Here is a 19,014-nt window from a genome sequence, read left to right on the forward strand (position 1 = left end):
AATCCGAGCCCACTGAGCATCCGACAAAACAGCAGTACGTGACATACCACCAGCATCCCAAAGACCTCACCGAACAATAAGGAGACACGCCCTAGTGCCTGACAGGACGACGGGGGCCGCAGGGGGATCAGTCCTTGCGACGCTTCTTGAGGTACCGCTCGAACTCGCGGGCGATCGATTCACCGCTGGCCTCGGGAAGCTCGGCGGTGTCTTTCGCCTCTTCCAGCTGGCGCACGTAGGCGGCCACCTCGGGGTCCTCGATGGCCAACTCGTCGACGCCGCGCTCCCACGCCTCCGACTCCTCCACCAGAAGGTGCATGTCCAGTGAAAGGTGGAGCATCTCCTCGAGCCGGTTCAACAGGGCAAGCTGTGCCTTGGGCGAGGGTGACTGTCCCACATAATGGGGGACCGCTGCCCAGAGGGACAGGGTCGGAATGTCGGCGAGCAACCCCACCTCGCTGAGTACCCCGACAATCCCGATGGGGCCCTCGTAGGTTGAGGGCTCGACGTTGAGGTTTTCCCGGACCAGCTCGTCGTCCGAGGTGACGGTGACGGGGATGGGGCGGGTGTGCGGCACATCGGCCAGGAGCGCACCCACGAGGATGATGCAGTCAACGTCCAGTTCCTTGGCTGAGGCAATCAGCTCTGCTGTGTAAGCCCGCCACTTGTAGGACGGTTCCACCCCGTGCACCAGGATCAGGTCCACGTTGGTATCCGGAACCGATGCCTTCGTGATCCGCGTGGTGGGCCACTTGATCTTGCGCTGGCCCTTGGAGTTCCGTGACACCACGGGGCGGGTGAACTGGAAGTCGTAGAACTCGTCGGCGTCGATCGTCGCAACCTTTTCGCTGCCCCAGTACCTGCCCATGAACTTCAGGGCGTCGCTGGCCGCTTCGCCGGCGTCGTTCCACCCCTCGAACGCGGCGAGCATGATCGTGACCCTGCGATCGGGAACAGCACTATCCTCGAAAAGGCCACGGACTCCGGGCTGGACGCTCTCATCAAAGGTACTCACCACTTCACCCTAAACCTCAGCGCGTGCTGTTGGCAGGTATTGACTGGCGCTTCGCGCAGAGCCAAAGGGGCCGTTGCCGCGCTGGCAAGCCCCGTAGACTGGAGATATGGCTACCTCCGATCCCAGTACAGCTGCGCCGATTTCCGGACAGGCAACCCGTGAGAACGCAGGGGAACTGCACGACGGGATTCTGCCGGAGGGACTGCTTCAGGCGGTCCTCTGGGACATGGACGGCACCATTGTCGACACCGAGCCTTACTGGATCCAGGCCGAGAAGGATCTGGTCGCGGCGCACGGCGGCAGCTGGTCCACCACCCAGGCGGAGGCCCTGGTGGGCCAGGCACTGTCCTTCTCGGCTGGCGCCCTGCAGGAAGCCGGTGTCGCCCTGTCCATCCGCGACATCATCGATCACCTCATCGCCGAGGTGCAGGCCCGGGTGGCCGAGTCTGCCCCGTGGCGCCCGGGAGCACGCGAACTGTTGGCGGAACTCGTGGCGCACGGCATCCCCTGCGCCATGGTCACCATGTCCGAGAAGCTGCTGGCCGACGAGGTGGTACGGCAGCTCCCACCGGGCACCTTCGATTTCCTGGTCACCGGGGATATGGTGCAGCGCGGGAAGCCTGACCCCGAGCCCTACCAGCTGGCTTTCGACGCCCTCGGCGGGGCTGACGGAGCCCTCCTCAAGCACCGCGTGGTCGCCATCGAAGACTCCCTGCCGGGCGCCACCTCCGCTGAAGCCGCCGGGCTGGTAGCCCTCGCGGTGCCACACATGGGACCCCTGCCGACGGATCGCGGCTGGTACGAGTGGCCCACCCTGGCGGACCGGTCGGTCGCCGACCTCACGCGGCTGGTCCACGGCCACCGCGGAGCACCGGTGGAGCAGGCCGCCCTGTGACCTCACCCGAGCCCGAGGCGCTGCGACGGCGCGAGGGCCTCTCGCTGGGTCGGTTGTGGGGGATACCCATTGTGCTCGCCTGGTCCTGGTTCATCATCGCCATCTTCGTGGTGCTGGTGTTCGGTCCCCAGGTGGAACGCGCGTTCCCCGGTATCGGGCTCGGCGCCTACGGGGTGGCGCTGAGCTACGCGCTGCTGCTCGCCGCCTCCGTTCTGGTCCACGAGTTGGCCCACGCCCTGTCGGCACGCGTCTTCGGCTGGCCGACCGCCCGCATCGTGCTGAACCTCTGGGGCGGACACACCCAGTTTGAACACTTCAACGCCAGTCCTGGGCGGTCCCTCATTGTCGCGCTGGCCGGTCCTGCCGCGAACTTCCTCCTGGCGCTCGGCGGCTGGCTTGCCCTCCCACTGTTCGAACCTCAGTCGGTGGGGCGACTGCTCGCCGACATCTTCATCTGGGCGAACCTCCTGGTCGCCGTGTTCAATGTGCTGCCCGGGCTTCCCCTCGACGGCGGAAGGATCGTTGAATCGGCCGTCTGGAAAGCCACCGGCAACCAGGACAAGGGAACTGTCGCAGCGGGCTGGGCTGGCCGGATCATCGTGATCCTCCTCGTCGCGGCCGTGCTCGGACTTCCCCTGCTGGTGGGCGGCACGCCCGACCTGACGGTCGTCATCATCGCCGCCGTGATGGGCGCGTTCCTGTGGATGGGGGCGACGGCGGCCATCCGCAACGCACAGATGCGGCTTCGCCTGCCCGCGGTCAGCGCGGGACGGCTGAAGCAGCCCGCCCTGAGTATCGCCGCCGGAACCACGGTGCAGACCGTCCGGCGGCTCGTCAGGGACAACCCGGGAGCCGCGGTTGTCCTCACCGGCGCCACCGGGGTGCCTGAGGCCGTGGTGGACACCGGCGCGCTGGTCAGCGTGCCCGACGACGCCGCGGACAGCACCCCAATCAATGCCGTGGCGCGGGCGCTTGCCCCCGGAGCCTATGTGCCCGAGTCCGCGCAGGGCCAGGAACTGGTCCAGTTCCTGGCAAAACTCCCCGGCACCGAATACGCGGTGATCGACCGTCAGGGCCGCGTCACCGGGCTACTCCAGCAGGCGACCGTCATCTCCGCGATTACCGGCAAGCCCCATCCCGGCCAGCACTCCTAAACGCCGCCAGCGGCGCGCACTCACCACCCCACTAGCTAAGGACCTTCGAAAGATGAACACCCCCGGAACTACCCCCGCGGACCACCCACCCCACGGGGCCGCCGCCCGCCGGGGCCCTTTCCGCCCGGGTGAGCGCGTGCAGCTGACCGACGAGAAGGGCAGGATGAACACCATCACCCTGACCCCCGGCGGCGCGTTTCACACCCATAAAGGGTTCCTGCTTCACGACGGGGTGATCGGTTCCCATGAGGGCACCGTCCTGGAAAACACCAGCGGCCAGCTCTACCAGGCACTGCGCCCGTTGCTCTCCGACTTTGTCCTTTCAATGCCCCGCGGGGCGGCAGTGGTCTATCCCAAGGACGCCGGCCAGATCATCACCATGGCCGACATCTATCCGGGGGCGCGCGTGGTCGAGGCCGGTGTCGGTTCGGGAGCGCTGTCCATCTCCCTCCTCCGGGCCGTTGGCGACGCCGGCTACCTCCACTCCTTTGAACGCCGCTCCGAATTCGCAGACATCGCGCAGGGCAACGTCGAAACAATCTTCGGTGGGCCCCACCCGGCATGGAAGATCAGCCTGGGTGACTTCCAGGAACAGGTGGTGGAGCAGGAGGAACCGGGCAGCGTCGACCGCGTGGTCCTCGACATGCTCGCGCCGTGGGAATGCCTGGACGCTGTGGCCACGGTGCTTGCCCCCGGCGGTGTCTGGATCAGCTACGTGGCCACCGTGACCCAGCTGTCCCGGACAGCTGAAGCAATCCGGGCCGACGGACGGTTCACCGAACCGGATGGCTGGGAGTCGATGGTGCGCGGCTGGCACCTGGAAGGACTCGCGGTGCGACCCGACCACCGGATGGTGGCACACACGGGCTTCCTGCTGATCACCCGCCGCCTGGCGCACGGGGTCACCGGGCTGACCACGAAGCGGCGCCCCTCGAAGACCGATTTCAGCGCCGAGGACCTGAACGCGTGGACCCCCCAGGCGGTGGGCGAGCGTGAGGTCTCCGACAAGCGACTGAGGAGGGTCGCGCGCGATGCCAGCTCCACCATCCAGCGCGGCGCCTTGCCGGCCGACGAAGCCCAGGCCCGCCGTGACCAGGTTGCTGCCGATACCCTTCGTGCGTCGGACGAGTCCTCCGACCAGTAGCCCTGAACCTCACACCGGCGACTTTCAGGAATTACCCGGCGCTCTGCGCTATGGTCGAAGGAGAGCAATAACCAAGCACTGAAGGTGGCGACACGCATGGCTGACTTCGAGCACGTTGATCCAACGGAACCATCGGCTGGCGAAGCGCATCAGGCCGGTGCGGCGGCCAGCCAGTTGGCTGCAACCCAGCGGCAGTTGAACGTCCTGCGGGACCGGCTGCGTAACATCGACCGGCAGCTCGCGTCCGCAGCCCAGAACAACACCAAACTGGTTTCGGCACTCGAAACCGCCCGGGCCGAGATCGTCCGGCTCAAGGGCGCCCTCGAAAATGAGGGTGCCACCCCGTTCAGCTTCGGCACGATCATCCAGATCAACGCCCAGCGGGCTGCGGAGCCCGGTTCGACGGCGGCCGCCACCTCGCAGGAGACCGCTGACATCCTGCAGTCCGGCAGGAAACTCCGGGTCTCAGTGAGCCCGCTGATCAACCTGGCGCAGCTGATGCCCGGCCAGGAGGTGCTGCTCAACGAATCCCTGACCATCGTCGCGGGCCTGGCCTTCGAACGCGCCGGCGACCTGGTGACGGTCAAGGAACTGCTGGGATCCGACCGAGCCCTCGTGATCGGCCGCGCCGACGAGGAGCGGGTGGTCCGGCTCAACGGGCCCCTCCAGGCCGAGCGGATCCGCGTCGGGGACGCCCTCTCGGTCGACAACCGGTCCGGGTACGCGCTGGAGAAAATCCCCCGCAGCGAGGTGGAAAACCTGGTCCTGGAGGAGGTTCCGGACATCGCGTACGAGGACATTGGCGGCCTCGGACCCCAGATTGAACAGATCCGCGACGCCGTTGAGCTGCCGTTCCTGCACCCGGACCTGTACCGCGAGCACGGACTGAAAGCCCCGAAGGGGATCCTGCTCTACGGTCCGCCCGGCTGCGGCAAGACCCTCATCGCCAAGGCGGTGGCGAACTCGCTGGCTGCACGGGTGATGGAACGGACCGGCTCCAACGAAACCAGAAGCTACTTCCTGAACATCAAGGGCCCGGAGCTGTTGGACAAGTACGTCGGCGAAACGGAGCGTCACATCCGGCTGATCTTCGCCCGGGCCCGTGAAAAAGCGTCGGACGGCAGCCCTGTCGTGGTTTTCTTCGACGAGATGGACTCCCTCTTCAGGACCCGCGGCACCGGGGTGTCCTCCGACGTCGAGACCACCATCGTCCCGCAGCTCCTCAGCGAGATCGACGGCGTCGAGAAGCTGGAGAACGTCATTGTGATTGGTGCGTCCAACCGGGAGGACATGATCGACCCGGCCATCCTCCGGCCCGGCCGACTGGACGTGAAAATCAAGATCCACCGCCCCGACGCGGAGGGTGCCGCGGAGATTTTCGGGAAGTACATCACCGAGAACCTGCCCCTGCACGCCGAGGACCTGGGCGAGCACGGCGGCAGCCGCTCCGCCACTGTGCAGGCGATCATTCGGCGCACTGTCGAGAAGATGTACTCCACCGAAAAGTCGAACGAATACCTGGAGGTGACCTACGCCAACGGGGACACCGAGATGCTCTACTTCAAGGATTTCAACTCCGGCGCGGTCATCCAAAATGTGGTTGACCGGGCGAAAAAGTACGCGATCAAGGATCTGTTGCTCGATAACCAGAAGGGTCTGCGAATAGAGCATTTCCTGCGTGCCGTCGTCGACGAGTTCCGCGAGCACGAGGACCTTCCCAACACCACCAACCCCGACGACTGGGCGCGTATTTCCGGGAAGAAGGGGGAGCGGATCACCTATATCCGCACCATCGTGCAGGGTAAGGCCGGCCAGGAACCCGGGAAGACCATCGAAACCACAGCCAATACCGGACAGTATCTGTGACGCGAGCCGGACCGCCAACCGATCCCTCAGTTCTCGACCCAGCCCGGTTCTCCGCCCACCGCGTGATGGGCACCGAAACCGAGTACGGCATCATCGCTCCATCCATCCCGGACGCGAACGCGACGGTCCTGTCCTCGCAGGTGGTCAACGCGTACGCTGCGACCCTCCGGGAAGGGCTCGGCAATCTGGCGGGCACCCGGTGGGATTACACCGACGAGGCACCGCTGGCCGACGCGCGGGGTTGGCACCAGACCCGGCATGCCGCGGACCCATCCCAGCTGACCGACGCCCCACCGGTCCTGACCGCCGAAGAGATCGCCATGGTGGACTCGCCGCTTGACGACGTCGGCCCGCTGGACTCCACGGTGCTCATGAACCTGGTCCTGAACAACGGTGCCCGGCTCTACGTCGATCACGCCCACCCCGAGTATTCGTCCCCGGAGGTCACCAACCCCCTGGATGCTGTGCTGTGGGACCGTGCCGGCGACGCCGTCGCACTGGCAGCGATGCGGCGCATCGCCGCCACACCGGGCTTCGCACCCGTCCACCTGTACAAGAACAACACCGACAACAAGAGCGTGTCCTACGGCTCACACGAGAACTACCTGGTGCCCCGCAGCGTCCCGTTCCATCACCTTGCCGCCGTGCTGACCCCGTTCTTCGTCACCCGCCAGACCCTCTGCGGGTCCGGCCGGGTGGGTATCGGCGCGTTGAACCAGGCGCCCGGTTTCCAGCTCAGCCAGCGGGCCGACTTTTTCGAGAACGAGATCGGACTGGAAACCACCGTCCGCCGTCCCATCATCAATACCCGGGATGAGCCGCACGCGGTCGCCGAAAAATACCGCCGCCTGCACGTGATCATCGGCGACGCGAACCTGAGCGAGACGTCCAACTACCTCAAAGTGGGGACCACGTCCCTGGTGTTGTCCCTGATTGACCGGAAGAGGGCCCCGGTCCCGGAAATCCACGATCCGGTCCGCGAACTGCAGGCCATCAGCCACGACCCCACCCTGAAGCACCGCGTCAGGCTGGTGGATGGCCGATCGGTCACGGCACTGGACGTGCAGGAAATGTACCTGGAAGCCTGCCTCAGCGAATCAGCACGGCAGGGCGGTACCGACCAGCAGAGCGCTGACCTGTTGCACCGGTGGGGGGCCCTGATCGACGTCCTGCGACGGAATCCCCTCGACGCGGCACGCCAGCTCGACTGGGTGGCCAAGCTCAAGGTCCTCGAGGCGTACCGGAGTCGCGACGGGATGGCGTGGGACGATCCCCGGCTGGCCCTGGTCGACCTGCAGTACTCGGATCTGCGACCGGAGAAGAGCATTTACCACCGGCTGGCGGCCAGGGGAGAAATCGACCGGTTGGTCACCGACGAGCAGGTCACCGCTGCCGTGTCGAACCCGCCGGAGGACACCAGGGCCTACTTCCGGGGGCACTGCATCAGCAGCTTCCCCCGTGAGGTGGTGGGTGCCAGCTGGGATTCGATCATCTTCGAACTGCCCTCCCAGCGCCGGCTGCAACGGATCCAGACCCGGGAACCGCTCCGGGGTACCGCCGCGCTGACCAGGGAATTGTTCGCCGCGTCGGCGGACGCGGAAGAATTTGTTTCGCGGCTATTGAGCAGGCCACAATCCAACATGGCACCATAGAGATCACTAGGTAGTGCGCATCACATCCGCAGCAATGAAAGGTGCCAGCCATGGCTACACAGGACCGCAGAAACACCGGGTCACGTCCCGCGGAACAGGACGAGGAACAGCACACCGAAGTTCCCGACGCCGGGGGGGCACCTGAGGGCGGAGCACCCACGGTACAGACCCAGGGCGTCGACGACCTGCTGGATGAGATCGACGGGGTGCTCGAATCCAACGCCGAAGAATTTGTTCGCGGATTCGTCCAGAAGGGCGGGCAGTAACCTCCATGAAGTTAGAGGACGCTACCGCGTCGATCGGCCGTGCAGCCTCCACCTCGTTCAGCGGGTATCTCGGGGCAAACCATCCGGAACTGCTGCCCTCCAGCCGCTCCGCCGGGGGACTGACCCCGGCCAGCGCCCCCACCCTCGCGCCGCATGCCACCACGATCGTCTCGATGACCTACGCCGGCGGCGTCCTCATGGCCGGCGACCGGCGGGCGACGATGGGCAACGTCATCGCCAGCCGGCACATCGAAAAGGTCTTCCCGGCCGACATGTACTCGGTGCTGGGGATCGCCGGGAGCGCCGGAATAGCCCTCGACATCATGCGCCTCTTCCAGGTGGAGCTGGAACACTACGAGAAGATCGAGGGCGATCTGATGAGCCTGGACGGCAAGGCCAACCGGTTGGCCGCGATGATCCGGGCCAACCTGCCCCTGGCCTTGCAGGGCCTCTCCGTGGTCCCCCTGTTCGCCGGATTCGACACCGTCCAACGGGTCGGCCGGCTGTTCTCCTTCGACGTGACCGGGGGCCGCTACGAGGAACAGGAACACCACAGCGTCGGATCCGGTGCCGCCTTCGCCCGCGGTGCCCTGAAGAAGCTCTGGAAACCGAACCTTGACGAGGACCGCGCGGTCCGGGTGGCCGTGGAATCGCTCTACGACGCGGCCGACGACGATTCCGCGACGGGCGGCCCCGATGTGGTCCGCCAGCTGTGGCCCGTGGTCTACACGGCCAACAGCGCGGGCGCCCGCAGGGTGCCGGAGCGCGAACTTGCCCTGGCCGCCGCCCAGGTGATCGATTCACGGTCTGTGGCGGGCCGGGAGGCATGAGCGTGACCCAACAGTTCTATGTGTCCCCGGAGCAGCTCACCCGGGACCGCGCCGACTTTGCCCGGAAGGGAATCGCCCGGGGCCGGTCGGTCGTGGTGCTCAGCTGCCGGGACGGGATCGCCCTGGTCGCCGAGAATCCTTCGCCGTCCCTGCACAAGGTCGGCGAGATCTACGACCGGATCGCTTTCGCCGCCGTCGGGAAGTACAACGAGTTCGAGAGCCTGCGGCAGGCGGGGGTTCGCTACGCCGATGTGAGGGGCTACTCCTACGACCGCGGTGACGTGACCGCCCGCGGGCTGGCCAGTGTCTACGCACAGAGCCTCGGCGCCGTCTTTACCGCCGACAGCAAGCCCTTCGAAGTTGAACTGGCCGTCGCCGAGGTGGGTACCCGCACCGACACCGACCATCTGTACCGGCTGACCTTTGACGGGTCAATCGCCGACGAACAACGGTTCATCGTGATGGGTGGGCAGGCCGACGCCGTGGTGGACGCACTCTCCAGCCGCTGGGACGCCGACCACGACTTCGGCGAAGCGGTGCGGACCGCCGTCGACGCCCTCCGCTATGGCGGCGGGAGCGTCGTCGGCGGGGTCAGCGAACCCCGGGTCCGCCTGGACCCCGGCGCCCTGGAGGTCGCGGCCCTGGACCGTGACCCGCTGACCACCCGCGGAGCGCGTCGCGCGTTCCGACGGTTCCTGCCCGCGGAAGTGGCAGCCATGCTCGAAGGGGCGCAGCACTGATGGACCGCAGGATCTTTGGCATCGAGACCGAGTTCGGGATCGCCTATTCCGGGCCGAACTCCCGTCCACTCTCACCCGAGGAGGTGGCCCGCTACCTGTTCCGGAAAGTGGTTAGTTGGGGGAGGTCCTCCAACGTCTTCCTCACCAACGGGTCCCGGCTGTACCTCGACGTCGGCTCACATCCCGAGTACGCGACGGCCGAATGCGACGACGTCGCCCAGCTGATTGCCCATGACCGGGCGGGGGAGCTGATCCTCGAGGACCTCGTTGCCGAGGCACAACGGCGGCTCGCCCACGAGGGGTACGACGGGCGGGTGTACCTGTTCAAGAACAACACCGACTCCGCGGGGAACTCCTACGGCAGCCATGAGAACTACCTCATTCCCCGGAAGCTCGAGTTCAGCCGCCTGGCCGACATCCTGATTCCGTTCCTGGTCACCCGGCAGCTGCTGGTCGGCGCCGGGAAGGTCCTCAAGACGCAGACCGGTTCCATCTACGCCTTCTCACAGCGCGCCGACCACATCTGGGAAGGTGTCTCCTCCGCGACCACCCGGTCACGGCCCATCATCAACACCCGGGACGAGCCCCACGCCGACGCCGAGTACTACCGCAGGCTCCACGTGATCGCCGGGGACTCCAACATGTCCGAGACCACCGCCATGCTCAAGGTGGGGTCGGTCGACCTGATCCTGCGGATGATCGAGGCGGGCGTCATCATGAAAGACTTCCGGCTGGAAAACCCGATCCGCAGCATCAGGGAAATCTCCCACGACCTCACCGGCAGGCAGCCCCTCAAACTGGCCAACGGCCGTCGCATCTCCGCGCTTGAAATGCAGCGGGAGTATCTGGCCCGGGTCCGCCAGTTTGTCGACACGAACGGCGCCCACACCCCGCACGTCGAGCGGATCCTGGAACTGTGGGGCCGCACGCTGGACGCCGTCGACACCGGTGACCACTGGCTTATCGACCGGGAGATCGACTGGGCCATCAAGAAGAAGCTGATCGACCGCTACCGGGTCCGCCACGGGCTGGGGCTCGAATCGGCGCGGGTGGCGCAACTCGACCTCACCTACCACGACATTTCCCGGGAACGTGGACTGTACTTCCTGCTCCAGCAGCGTGGCGAAACCGAGCGGGTGGTGGACGACGTCGACATCAAGAACGCCGTGGACATTCCACCTCAGACCACCCGCGCGCGCCTGAGGGGCGAGTTTGTGCGGCGCGCCAAGGAGGCCAACCGGGACTTCACCGTCGACTGGGTGCACCTCAAACTCAACGACCGCGCCCAGCAGACCATCCTGTGCAAGGACCCGTTCCAGTCGGTCGACGAACGGGTTGAAGCGCTGCTGGCGCAACTGTGAATCCGCCGGGAAACTCCCGGGAAAACGAATGTGCGGGAGAAACTTCAGTCCCCAAACCGTTAGGCTGGTGAGGTTCATTCACCAGTTACGGCCCGTACGTCGCGGCCGGACGGCACGCACCACCGATCAACCGCGAAAGAAGTACCGTGCGAAAAGCTCTCACCATGACTCTGCCCCTTCTGCTTGCGCTGACTGCCTGTGGCGGTGATGCCGGCAGCGATGGCCCGGAGGGGAAGACCGCCGGGGACGCCGCGATTCTCGAATCCGTCCGCATTGAGGGCGGCACCGATGAGGAAGCCCCCGAGGTGACGTTCGAGTCGCCGCTGGAGGTCACCGGCCCCGCAGCCGCGGCCATCACCGCTGGCGACGGCGATCCCATTGCCGACGGCGACCGCGTCTCATTCCACCTGGTGGGGCTCAACGCCGAGGATGGCTCAGTGCTCGGAGACACCTACTCCGCCGGGCAGCCACAGACCCTTGACCTGACCGAGCAGCTGCAGGAGGTCGACCCTGAACTCTACGAGGTGCTGCTGGGCACCACCATCGGCTCCCAGATCGCGTACACCACGGTCCTCGAGGGCCAGGACCCGCAGCAGCTCATCGTCATGCGCGTGCTGAGCGCCGAGGATGCACCCCCAGTGCCCGAGGTCCTCAGCCCCGAGGCGGTCGAGGAACTCGACGCCGACGGCCAGCTGCCCACGTTCACCTTCGACGACGACGACGCGCCGGTCATTGAGATCCCCGACAACGAGCCCTCCGATGACCTGGTCATCAAGGTCCTCGAGGCCGGCGACGGCGATGTCCTCACCGAGGCCGACACCATCACCGCCAACTACGCCGGCTGGCGGTGGGAGGACGGCGAGCAGTTCGACTCCAGCTACCCCGGCGGTGAGCCGGTCGAGTTCCCCCTGACCGGCGTCATCGAAGGCTGGACCAAGGGCCTCGCTGGCCAGACCGTGGGCAGCAAGGTGCTGCTGGTCATCCCTGCGCCCATGGGCTACGGCGACCCGGCACCCGAGGGACGCCCGTCCGGCACCCTCGCGTTCTACGTAGAAATCGTCGAGAAGGTCGCCGCCGAATAGTTTCGGCGACACCGATTCACCACCATTTAAAGGAGAAATATGTCCATCGGATCAAACGGAACCGACCGCACCAAGCCCGAGATCGAATTCCCCGGCACCGAAGTCCCCACCGAACTGGTCATCTCTGACCTGATCGAGGGCTCCGGCGACGAGGCAAAGGCCGGCGACACCGTCTCCGCCCACTACGTGGGTGTCGCATTCTCCACCGGCGAAGAGTTCGACTCCTCCTGGAACCGCGGCGCACCACTCGACTTCAAGGTCGGCATCGGCCAGGTCATCCAGGGTTGGGACCAGGGTCTGCTCGGCATGAAGGTCGGCGGACGACGCCGGCTGGAAATCCCGGCGAACCTCGCCTACGGTGACCGCGGCGCGGGTGGGGCTATTGCTCCCGGCGAATCGCTGATCTTCGTCGTCGACCTGATGGGCCTGCGCTAACCGCAGCATTGTTCGACCGATGGCCGGGGCACAGTGTGCCCCGGCCATCGTCTTGCAGGTACTCTTGCCAACGTGTCAGCTAAACGAACGGAACGCCTCCTCACCCTGGTCATGCTGCTGCTCTCCACGCAGCGCGGCTACACCAAGGAGGAGCTGTTCAGGGAAATAGAACTGTACGGTGGGGCACCCACCCCTTCGGCCCGGGAAAAACTCTTCGACCGGGATAAGGCGATGCTCCGCGAACAGGGCATCCCCGTCCAGTCCTTCAGCGATGATCCCGCCTTCGATCACGACAACTCCATCCGCCGCTACCGGATCGACGCCGCCGAGTACCGGCTGCCCGCCGTGACCTTCAGCGCCGAGGAGTCCGCTGCTCTGACCCTCGCGGCCGGGATGTGGGACGTTGCCACCCTCGACTCCGCGGCCGCCCGGGCCCTGCGTAAGCTGCAGGACCGCGGCGCGGCCGACGGCGGTGCCGCACCACTTCCGGTGGAACCCCGGATCAGGACCAACGAACCCCACTGGGACGAGGTCTGGCGTGCCACCACCTCCCGCCGCCCGATCGCCTTCGGCTACGGTGCGGCGAGCACCGGCCGGGAAGAACCAAGGACCCTTCAGCCCTGGGGGATGGGCAGCCGCTTCGGGCATTGGTACGTGGTCGGCCTGGACCTGGACCGCGGCGAGGAACGGTACTTCAGGCTTTCCCGGATGACCACCGCCCCGCGGCTCCTGGAGGGTACCTACGACGTACCCGAACACTTCGCCATGCTCGATTCCCTCGCCTCCCTCGACCGTGCCGACGAACCCTTTGAAGCACTCGTTGCTGTTCAGCCCGACACCTGCCACCTGCTGCGGACCCGCCGCGGTGCGGTCCTGGACGGCGCCGACGGCGGCTGGGACCTGCTGCGCTTTCCGTACGGCGATCCGGGTGACACCGCAGCCGACATCGCAGCCTTCGGCCCCCGTGCCCGGGCCATCTCCCCGGCCGATCTGGTGGCCCAGGTGCGCAACCGGCTGACCCGCGCGTCCGCCGCCCAGGAGGGGCATCTCCCGGTGGTTGGGTTCACCGGCCCGGCACCACGACCGGCCCGCCGCAAGGCCTCCGCCGACGCCCGGCTGCGGAGGCTCCTCGACCTGGTGCCCTACCTCCTGGACCATCCGGGAGCAGACATGGGGGAGACCGCCAACCGGTTCGGCGTCAGCCGTGACCAGCTGGCGGCCGACCTGGAGCTGTTGTTCGTCAGCGGACCCCGCTACTACCCGGACGGCCTGATCGAGGTCAGCATCGACGGGGACCGCATTTTCCTTGACAACGCCGACAACCTGGCGGCGCCGGTCCGTCTGAACCTGGACGAGGCCTGCACCCTGATCGTGGGACTGGACACGCTGCGCCGCCTCCCCGGCCTGGATCCGGGCTCCGCGGCGGCGACCGCCCACGCCAAGCTTACGGAGGCCGCCGGGGACGCCGGTCGTGCCGGGAAAGCGATCGCCACCACCCTGACCGAAGATGCCGTGGGTCCCACCCTCGAAACCATTCAGACCGCCCTGCGCGACGGGGTGCGGCTGGAGCTGACCTATCTGGTGCCCGCACGTGACGAGGTCACCGAGCGGACGGTTGAACCGATCCGGGCCTTCTCCCGCGACGACGTCTGGTACCTGCAGGCCTGGTGCATCGGCGCCGAGGCAGTGCGGAACTTCCGGCTGGACCGGATCCAGAACGCACAACTGACTGCGGTCCCCGTTCGAGCCGAGCCCCGGCCGGTGCCAGCCGGCGACGCCGTGTTCAGCCCGACCGCCGGTGACGAGCTGGTGACCTTCATCCTCCAGGAGCCCGCCCGATGGGTTGCCGAGCACTACGACGCCGGGCGGACCGTCGAGCTCGCCGATGGGCGCCTGGCGGCAGAAATCCGGGTAGCGACCACCTCATGGATCCCCGGGCTGGTCGGCAGGCTCGGCGGGGATGCCGTCGTCGCTGCCCCCGGGCAGCTGTCAAAGGAATGCTCGGCCTGGCTCTCCGCTGCCCGGCTGAACTATCCCTGACTCCTCTCCCACTAGCGTGTCCGTCCAGCCCGCGAGGGCCCGGCACCGTTGTCCCCGCGACGGCCGGGACTCCCTTAGACTTGATTCATGCCTTGGTGGACGTGGATTGTGATCTGGGTGGCGCTGCTTGCGCTGACCCTCCTGGTTCTTGTCGCGCTCGGGTATTACCTCTTCCGGAAGGTGAAAGCCCTCCTCAAAGAGGTGGAGCACGCCGGTGAGGTGTTGGACCGGTCGACCACTCCCGCGGCCAGCCTGGACGAGGTTGTCCGGGAACCTGTGCCGCTGGCCGTATTCAGGGACCCGGCGGACGTCAGGGACGAGCGGGCGGCAGGGAAGGCCCTGCGGGTCGCGGCACGCCGGGAACGCCGGGTACACCGCCGGGTGAACCGTTCCCAACCGGTCAGCCTGAGAGATCTCCCGCATGTTTAGAACCCCGGTCCGGGCAGGATCAGAGGGTCGCCCCGGGGGGAATTGCCCTGGCAAGAACTATGAAAGGATTTCGTCATGAGACCTGAAGGCTGGGCACTAGTTGTCATTGTGGTTGTCGCACTGCTGCTTTTCGGAGCGCCCAAGCTACCCGGGCTGGCCCGCAGCGTTGGCCAGTCGCTCCGGATTTTCAAGTCCGAGGTGAAGCAAATGAAAGACGACGGTCCCTCCGAGACAGCCGACGACGGCGCACCCGTCGAGGGTCGAGTCGTCCCGCCAGCACGCACCCGGTCGGACCACCCCGACCAGCAGGGGCCAGCCGCGCCCGGAACGAACAACCCGCCGGGTCCAGCCGATCCGACATCACGTACACCCTAGGGTGAGCTGGCGGTGCTGAAGGTGCGCGGCAGAGGTCGCAAATCCAACCCCGAGGCGCGGATGGCTCTCCGGGAGCACCTGCTGGAAGCCCGGAACCGCCTGATCAAATCGGCGATCGCGCTGGTCCTCGGGACGGTGGTGGGGTTCTTTATCTACAACCCTGTCCTCACCGCGCTGTCCCAGCCCATTCTGGACATCAACGCCCGCGAGGGCAGGGAAGCGGTCCTGAACTTCGCCGGCGTCGCCTCGCCGTTCGACCTGCTCGTTCAGATCTCGGTCTTCATCGGAATCATCCTGGCGAGCCCGGTCTGGCTGTATCAACTGTGGGCCTTCATTACCCCCGGGTTGAAAACGAAGGAGCGCCGGGTGGCGTTGTCCTTCATCGCCGTCGCGGTGCCCCTGTTCCTGGCGGGGATCTACCTCGCCTGGCTGGTACTACCCAACGCGGTCCGGGTACTGACCGATTTCACCCCCAGCGGGTTTTCGAACTTCATCCTCGTCACCGAATACATCACCTTCGTGTTGCGCCTCATGCTGGCATTCGGGATCGCCTTTTTGCTCCCGGTGGTGCTGTTCGGGTTGAACCTGGTGGGAATCCTCACCGGTCGGCAGATCCTCAAAGCCTGGCGGATCACCGTCTTCCTGATCTGCGTCTTCGCCGCCATGGCAGCACCCGGCGGCGATGCGCTCGGCATGCTCTACCTGGCGGCCCCGATGGTGGTGCTCTTCTTCATCGCCATCATGCTGTGCCTCCTGAACGACAAGCGGCGTGACCGCCGGAGGGCAGCCCAGGACGCCGAAGTGGAAGCCAACGCCGACACCGCAGCACCCATCGACGAGCTGTAGGCGCCCGGGTCGGACGGTGCAAACCCGCCAGCCGGGACAGATTAGGCTTGAACCATGACCTCCCCCGCCGAGCGGTACCAGCTAGCACAGGCGCGCACCGCGCACTCAGCAACCGCGCTGTTCGCGTTCGAGCAGACGCTGGGATTCGACCTGGACCAGTTTCAGCGGGACGCCTGTGTCTGCCTTGAAGCGGGTCGGGGTGTGCTGGTCGCGGCGCCGACCGGTGCCGGCAAGACGGTCGTTGGAGAATTCGCCGTATACCTGGCTCTGGAGAAGGGCCTGAAGGCGTTCTACACCACCCCGATCAAAGCCCTCAGTAACCAGAAATACTCGGAACTGTGCGCCGTCTATGGCACGGGTCGGGTGGGTCTGCTCACCGGCGACACGACGATCAACCCGGATGCCCCCGTCGTCGTCATGACCACCGAAGTGCTGCGGAACATGCTGTATGCGAACTCTGACACCCTGGACGACCTTGGCTACGTGGTGATGGACGAGGTGCATTACCTTGCGGACCGGTTCCGTGGAGCCGTGTGGGAGGAAGTGATCATCCATCTGCCCTCCGAGGTCCGGCTCGTGTCACTGAGCGCGACGGTGTCCAATGCCGAGGAATTCGGGGCATGGCTGGACACCGTGCGGGGCCACACCGACGTGGTGGTCTCCGAGCACCGCCCCGTTCCCCTCTGGCAACACGTCATGGTGGGCCAGAACCTCCTGGACCTGTTCGCTGGGGAGGTGGCCTTCGATGAGGCCGCCCCCGCTGGAGCCGAGTCCGGCGCGCAGGACCGGTACGAGGTCAACCCCGAACTCCTGGAACTGGCCAGCTCGGAAACCCGGCTGACCCAGCGAGCCAGCTGGGGAGCCGGCGGTGGCTCACGGAGGGGGAGGGGACCGGCGAAACGGCCACCGCAGGCCGCATCCCGTGTCAGGCGTGCCAGCCGCCCCCAGGTGATCAGCGCGCTGGACAAGGACGGGCTGCTCCCGGCGATCACGTTCATCTTTTCCCGCAACGGCTGCGAGGCGGCGGTCAGCCAGTGTCTCGACGCGGGCCTGTGGCTCACCACTGAGGCCGAACGGGAGATTATCAGCCTCCGGGTCGATGAGGCGGCAGTCGACCTGCCGCCCGAGGACCTTGCGGTGCTCGGCTTCTGGGAGTGGCGGGAGGGATTGATCCGCGGCTTCTCCGCCCACCACGCCGGGATGCTGCCCACCTTCAAGGAAGTAGTCGAGAAGCTGTTCGCCAAGGGGCTCGTGAAGGCCGTCTTCGCCACCGAAACCCTGGCGCTCGGTGTGAACATGCCTGCCCGGTCCGTGGTGCTGGAGAAGCTCGACAAGTTCAACGGCGAGGCACACGTGAACGTGACGGCGGGGGAGTACACCCAGCTGACCGGCCGCGCTGGTCGCCGGGGCATCGATGTGGAGGGCCACGCCGTCGTGCTCTGGCAGCCCGGCACCGATCCCGGTGCGGTGGCCGGCCTGGCGTCCCGGCGCACCTACCCGCTGAATTCGAGCTTCCGACCTACCTACAACATGAGCATCAACCTGCTCGCCCAGTTTGGGCAGGACCGCTCCCGCGAAATCCTCGAAACCTCGTTCGCCCAGTTCCAGGCAGACCGCTCGGTGGTGGGGCTGGCGAAGCAGGTGCGGACCCGTGAGGAGTCCCTCAAGGGTTACGAACAGTCGATGACTTGCCATCTGGGGGACTTCACCGAGTACTCGAAGCTGCGCCGGGAACTGTCGGACCTGGAGAACCTCGCCGCGAAAGCAACATCCCGAGACCGCCGGTCGGCCGCCGCATCGTCGCTGGAAATGCTGCGGCCCGGAGATGTCATCGACGTCCCGGCCGGGCGGGTCCAGGGGTACGCAGTGGTCCTCAGCCCCGACACCTCCAGGGAGCCACGGCCCACCGTGCTGACCGAGGACAAACAGATCCGACGGGTGGGGGTCCAGGACCTCACCGGACCACTGGACGTGCTCTCCCACATTCGGATCCCCAAGAACTTCAACGCCCGCAGCCCGAAGGACCGGCGCGACCTGAGCTCCTCGCTCCGCAATGCGCTGCACGAGAAACGCCCGCCCCGCCGTGGCGCGGGGCCCCAGGACGGTTTCCACTCCGGTGCCACTGATCGCCAGGAGGCGGCCATCACGGGGCTGCGCCGGAAACTCCGGGCACACCCCTGCCACGGCTGCAGCGACCGGGAACAGCACGCCCGGTGGGCCGAACGGTGGTGGAAGCTTCGCCGCGAGACCGACCGCCTGACCGGCCAGATCCGTGGGCGCACCAACACCATCGCCAAGACCTTCGACCGGGTCTCCGACGTCCTGCTCCACTACGGGTACCTACAGAACACCCCGTCGGGCACCACGATCACCGCGGCCGGCCGCAAACTCCGCCGGGTGTATGGCGAGAAGGACCTCCTGATCGCCCTCTCCCTCGAACACGGCGCCTTTGACGGTCTGGACGCCGCCGAAACGGCGGCACTGGCCTCGGTCCTCGTGTACCAGGCCAAACGCGAGGAACGTGGACTGCGCCCGAAAATGCCCGGGGCAACCCTGGACCACTCGATCGACGTCGTCGTCCGCCAGTGGTCCACCCTGACAGACCTTGAGGAACAGTTCAGGTTGCCCGTCACCGGGGAACCGGAACTGGGCCTTGTCTGGCCCATGTACAAGTGGGCGCGGGGGAAGGCCCTCCAGCCCTCACTGAGCGGAACCGACCTGGCCGCAGGGGACTTCGTCCGGTGGACCAAGCAGGTCATCGACCTGCTCGATCAGCTGGCCAAGATCGACGACCTGCCGAGCGGTCAGCGGCGGCTATGCATTGATGCCATCGGGCTCATCCGTCGCGGCGTGGTGGCCTACTCGGCCATCGGCGACTAACCAT

General features: G+C 66.5%; 17 protein-coding genes. 16 read left to right on the forward strand and 1 reads right to left on the reverse strand.

Translation table 11 applies throughout. From position 1 onward, the window contains the following. Positions 1 to 127: 127 nt before the first annotated feature. On the reverse strand, positions 128 to 1,015 hold the full coding sequence (locus tag IWX64_RS05110) for a PAC2 family protein (RefSeq protein WP_196866088.1): 888 nt from the start codon (positions 1,013 to 1,015) through the stop codon (positions 128 to 130). 106 nt (positions 1,016 to 1,121) lie between these two features. Here IWX64_RS05110 and IWX64_RS05115 point away from each other — a divergent pair, with 106 nt between their 5' ends. From IWX64_RS05115 to IWX64_RS05190, 16 genes are all read left to right on the forward strand, one after another. Then, positions 1,122 to 1,910 carry an HAD family hydrolase gene (locus IWX64_RS05115; RefSeq protein WP_196866089.1) on the forward strand — a complete coding sequence of 263 codons (789 nt, stop codon included), beginning with the start codon at positions 1,122 to 1,124 and terminating at the stop codon, positions 1,908 to 1,910. Further along, a complete protein-coding gene (locus IWX64_RS05120; RefSeq protein ID WP_196866090.1) occupies positions 1,907 to 3,064 on the forward strand; it encodes a site-2 protease family protein in 1,158 nt (385 codons plus the stop codon). The genes IWX64_RS05115 and IWX64_RS05120 overlap by 4 nt, the downstream gene beginning before the upstream one ends. Positions 3,065 to 3,116: 52 nt before the next feature. Next, positions 3,117 to 4,208, forward strand: coding sequence for a tRNA (adenine-N1)-methyltransferase (locus IWX64_RS05125; RefSeq protein WP_196866091.1), 1,092 nt, complete (start codon positions 3,117 to 3,119; stop codon positions 4,206 to 4,208). A 96-nt stretch (positions 4,209 to 4,304) separates the two neighbouring features. Then, positions 4,305 to 6,074, forward strand: coding sequence for a proteasome ATPase (gene arc, locus IWX64_RS05130; RefSeq protein ID WP_196866092.1), 1,770 nt, complete (start codon positions 4,305 to 4,307; stop codon positions 6,072 to 6,074). Next, on the forward strand, positions 6,071 to 7,726 hold the full coding sequence (gene dop, locus IWX64_RS05135; RefSeq protein WP_196866093.1) for a depupylase/deamidase Dop: 1,656 nt from the start codon (positions 6,071 to 6,073) through the stop codon (positions 7,724 to 7,726). The genes arc and dop overlap by 4 nt, the downstream gene beginning before the upstream one ends. Before the next feature lie 50 nt (positions 7,727 to 7,776). Next, entirely contained in the window at positions 7,777 to 7,992 is a 216-nt protein-coding gene (locus tag IWX64_RS05140; RefSeq protein WP_196866094.1) for a ubiquitin-like protein Pup, read from the forward strand. A 5-nt stretch (positions 7,993 to 7,997) separates the two neighbouring features. Continuing rightward, positions 7,998 to 8,822 (forward strand): proteasome subunit beta, encoded by an 825-nt coding sequence (gene prcB / locus IWX64_RS05145; RefSeq protein ID WP_196866095.1) that lies wholly within the window; start codon positions 7,998 to 8,000, stop codon positions 8,820 to 8,822. A gap of 2 nt (positions 8,823 to 8,824) precedes the next feature. Beyond that, the gene (gene prcA, locus IWX64_RS05150) at positions 8,825 to 9,562 is read left to right on the forward strand and encodes a proteasome subunit alpha (RefSeq protein WP_196866217.1); all 738 of its coding nucleotides are present in this window, start codon (positions 8,825 to 8,827) and stop codon (positions 9,560 to 9,562) included. Continuing rightward, entirely contained in the window at positions 9,562 to 10,923 is a 1,362-nt protein-coding gene (pafA, locus tag IWX64_RS05155) for a Pup--protein ligase (RefSeq protein WP_196866096.1), read from the forward strand. The genes prcA and pafA overlap by 1 nt, the downstream gene beginning before the upstream one ends. A gap of 164 nt (positions 10,924 to 11,087) precedes the next feature. Next, complete coding sequence (locus IWX64_RS05160; RefSeq protein WP_196866097.1) at positions 11,088 to 12,005, forward strand: FKBP-type peptidyl-prolyl cis-trans isomerase; 918 nt, start codon at positions 11,088 to 11,090, stop codon at positions 12,003 to 12,005. A gap of 39 nt (positions 12,006 to 12,044) precedes the next feature. Next, positions 12,045 to 12,440 carry an FKBP-type peptidyl-prolyl cis-trans isomerase gene (locus IWX64_RS05165; protein ID WP_171585200.1) on the forward strand — a complete coding sequence of 132 codons (396 nt, stop codon included), beginning with the start codon at positions 12,045 to 12,047 and terminating at the stop codon, positions 12,438 to 12,440. A 72-nt stretch (positions 12,441 to 12,512) separates the two neighbouring features. After that, positions 12,513 to 14,480 carry a helix-turn-helix transcriptional regulator gene (locus IWX64_RS05170; RefSeq protein ID WP_196866098.1) on the forward strand — a complete coding sequence of 656 codons (1,968 nt, stop codon included), beginning with the start codon at positions 12,513 to 12,515 and terminating at the stop codon, positions 14,478 to 14,480. 87 nt (positions 14,481 to 14,567) lie between these two features. After that, positions 14,568 to 14,909: a hypothetical protein gene (locus tag IWX64_RS05175; protein ID WP_196866099.1), complete on the forward strand. Its 342-nt coding sequence runs from the start codon at positions 14,568 to 14,570 to the stop codon at positions 14,907 to 14,909. A 75-nt stretch (positions 14,910 to 14,984) separates the two neighbouring features. Beyond that, complete coding sequence (gene tatA, locus IWX64_RS05180; protein ID WP_196866100.1) at positions 14,985 to 15,284, forward strand: Sec-independent protein translocase subunit TatA; 300 nt, start codon at positions 14,985 to 14,987, stop codon at positions 15,282 to 15,284. Between the two features lie 60 nt (positions 15,285 to 15,344). Then, a complete protein-coding gene (gene tatC / locus IWX64_RS05185; RefSeq protein WP_196866218.1) occupies positions 15,345 to 16,130 on the forward strand; it encodes a twin-arginine translocase subunit TatC in 786 nt (261 codons plus the stop codon). Positions 16,131 to 16,184: 54 nt separating this feature from the next. Then, the gene (locus tag IWX64_RS05190; RefSeq protein WP_196866101.1) at positions 16,185 to 19,010 is read left to right on the forward strand and encodes a DEAD/DEAH box helicase; all 2,826 of its coding nucleotides are present in this window, start codon (positions 16,185 to 16,187) and stop codon (positions 19,008 to 19,010) included. Positions 19,011 to 19,014 lie beyond the last annotated feature (4 nt).

This window comes from Arthrobacter sp. CAN_A212 (genome assembly GCF_015752345.1).
Taxonomy (GTDB): domain Bacteria; phylum Actinomycetota; class Actinomycetes; order Actinomycetales; family Micrococcaceae; genus Arthrobacter_D.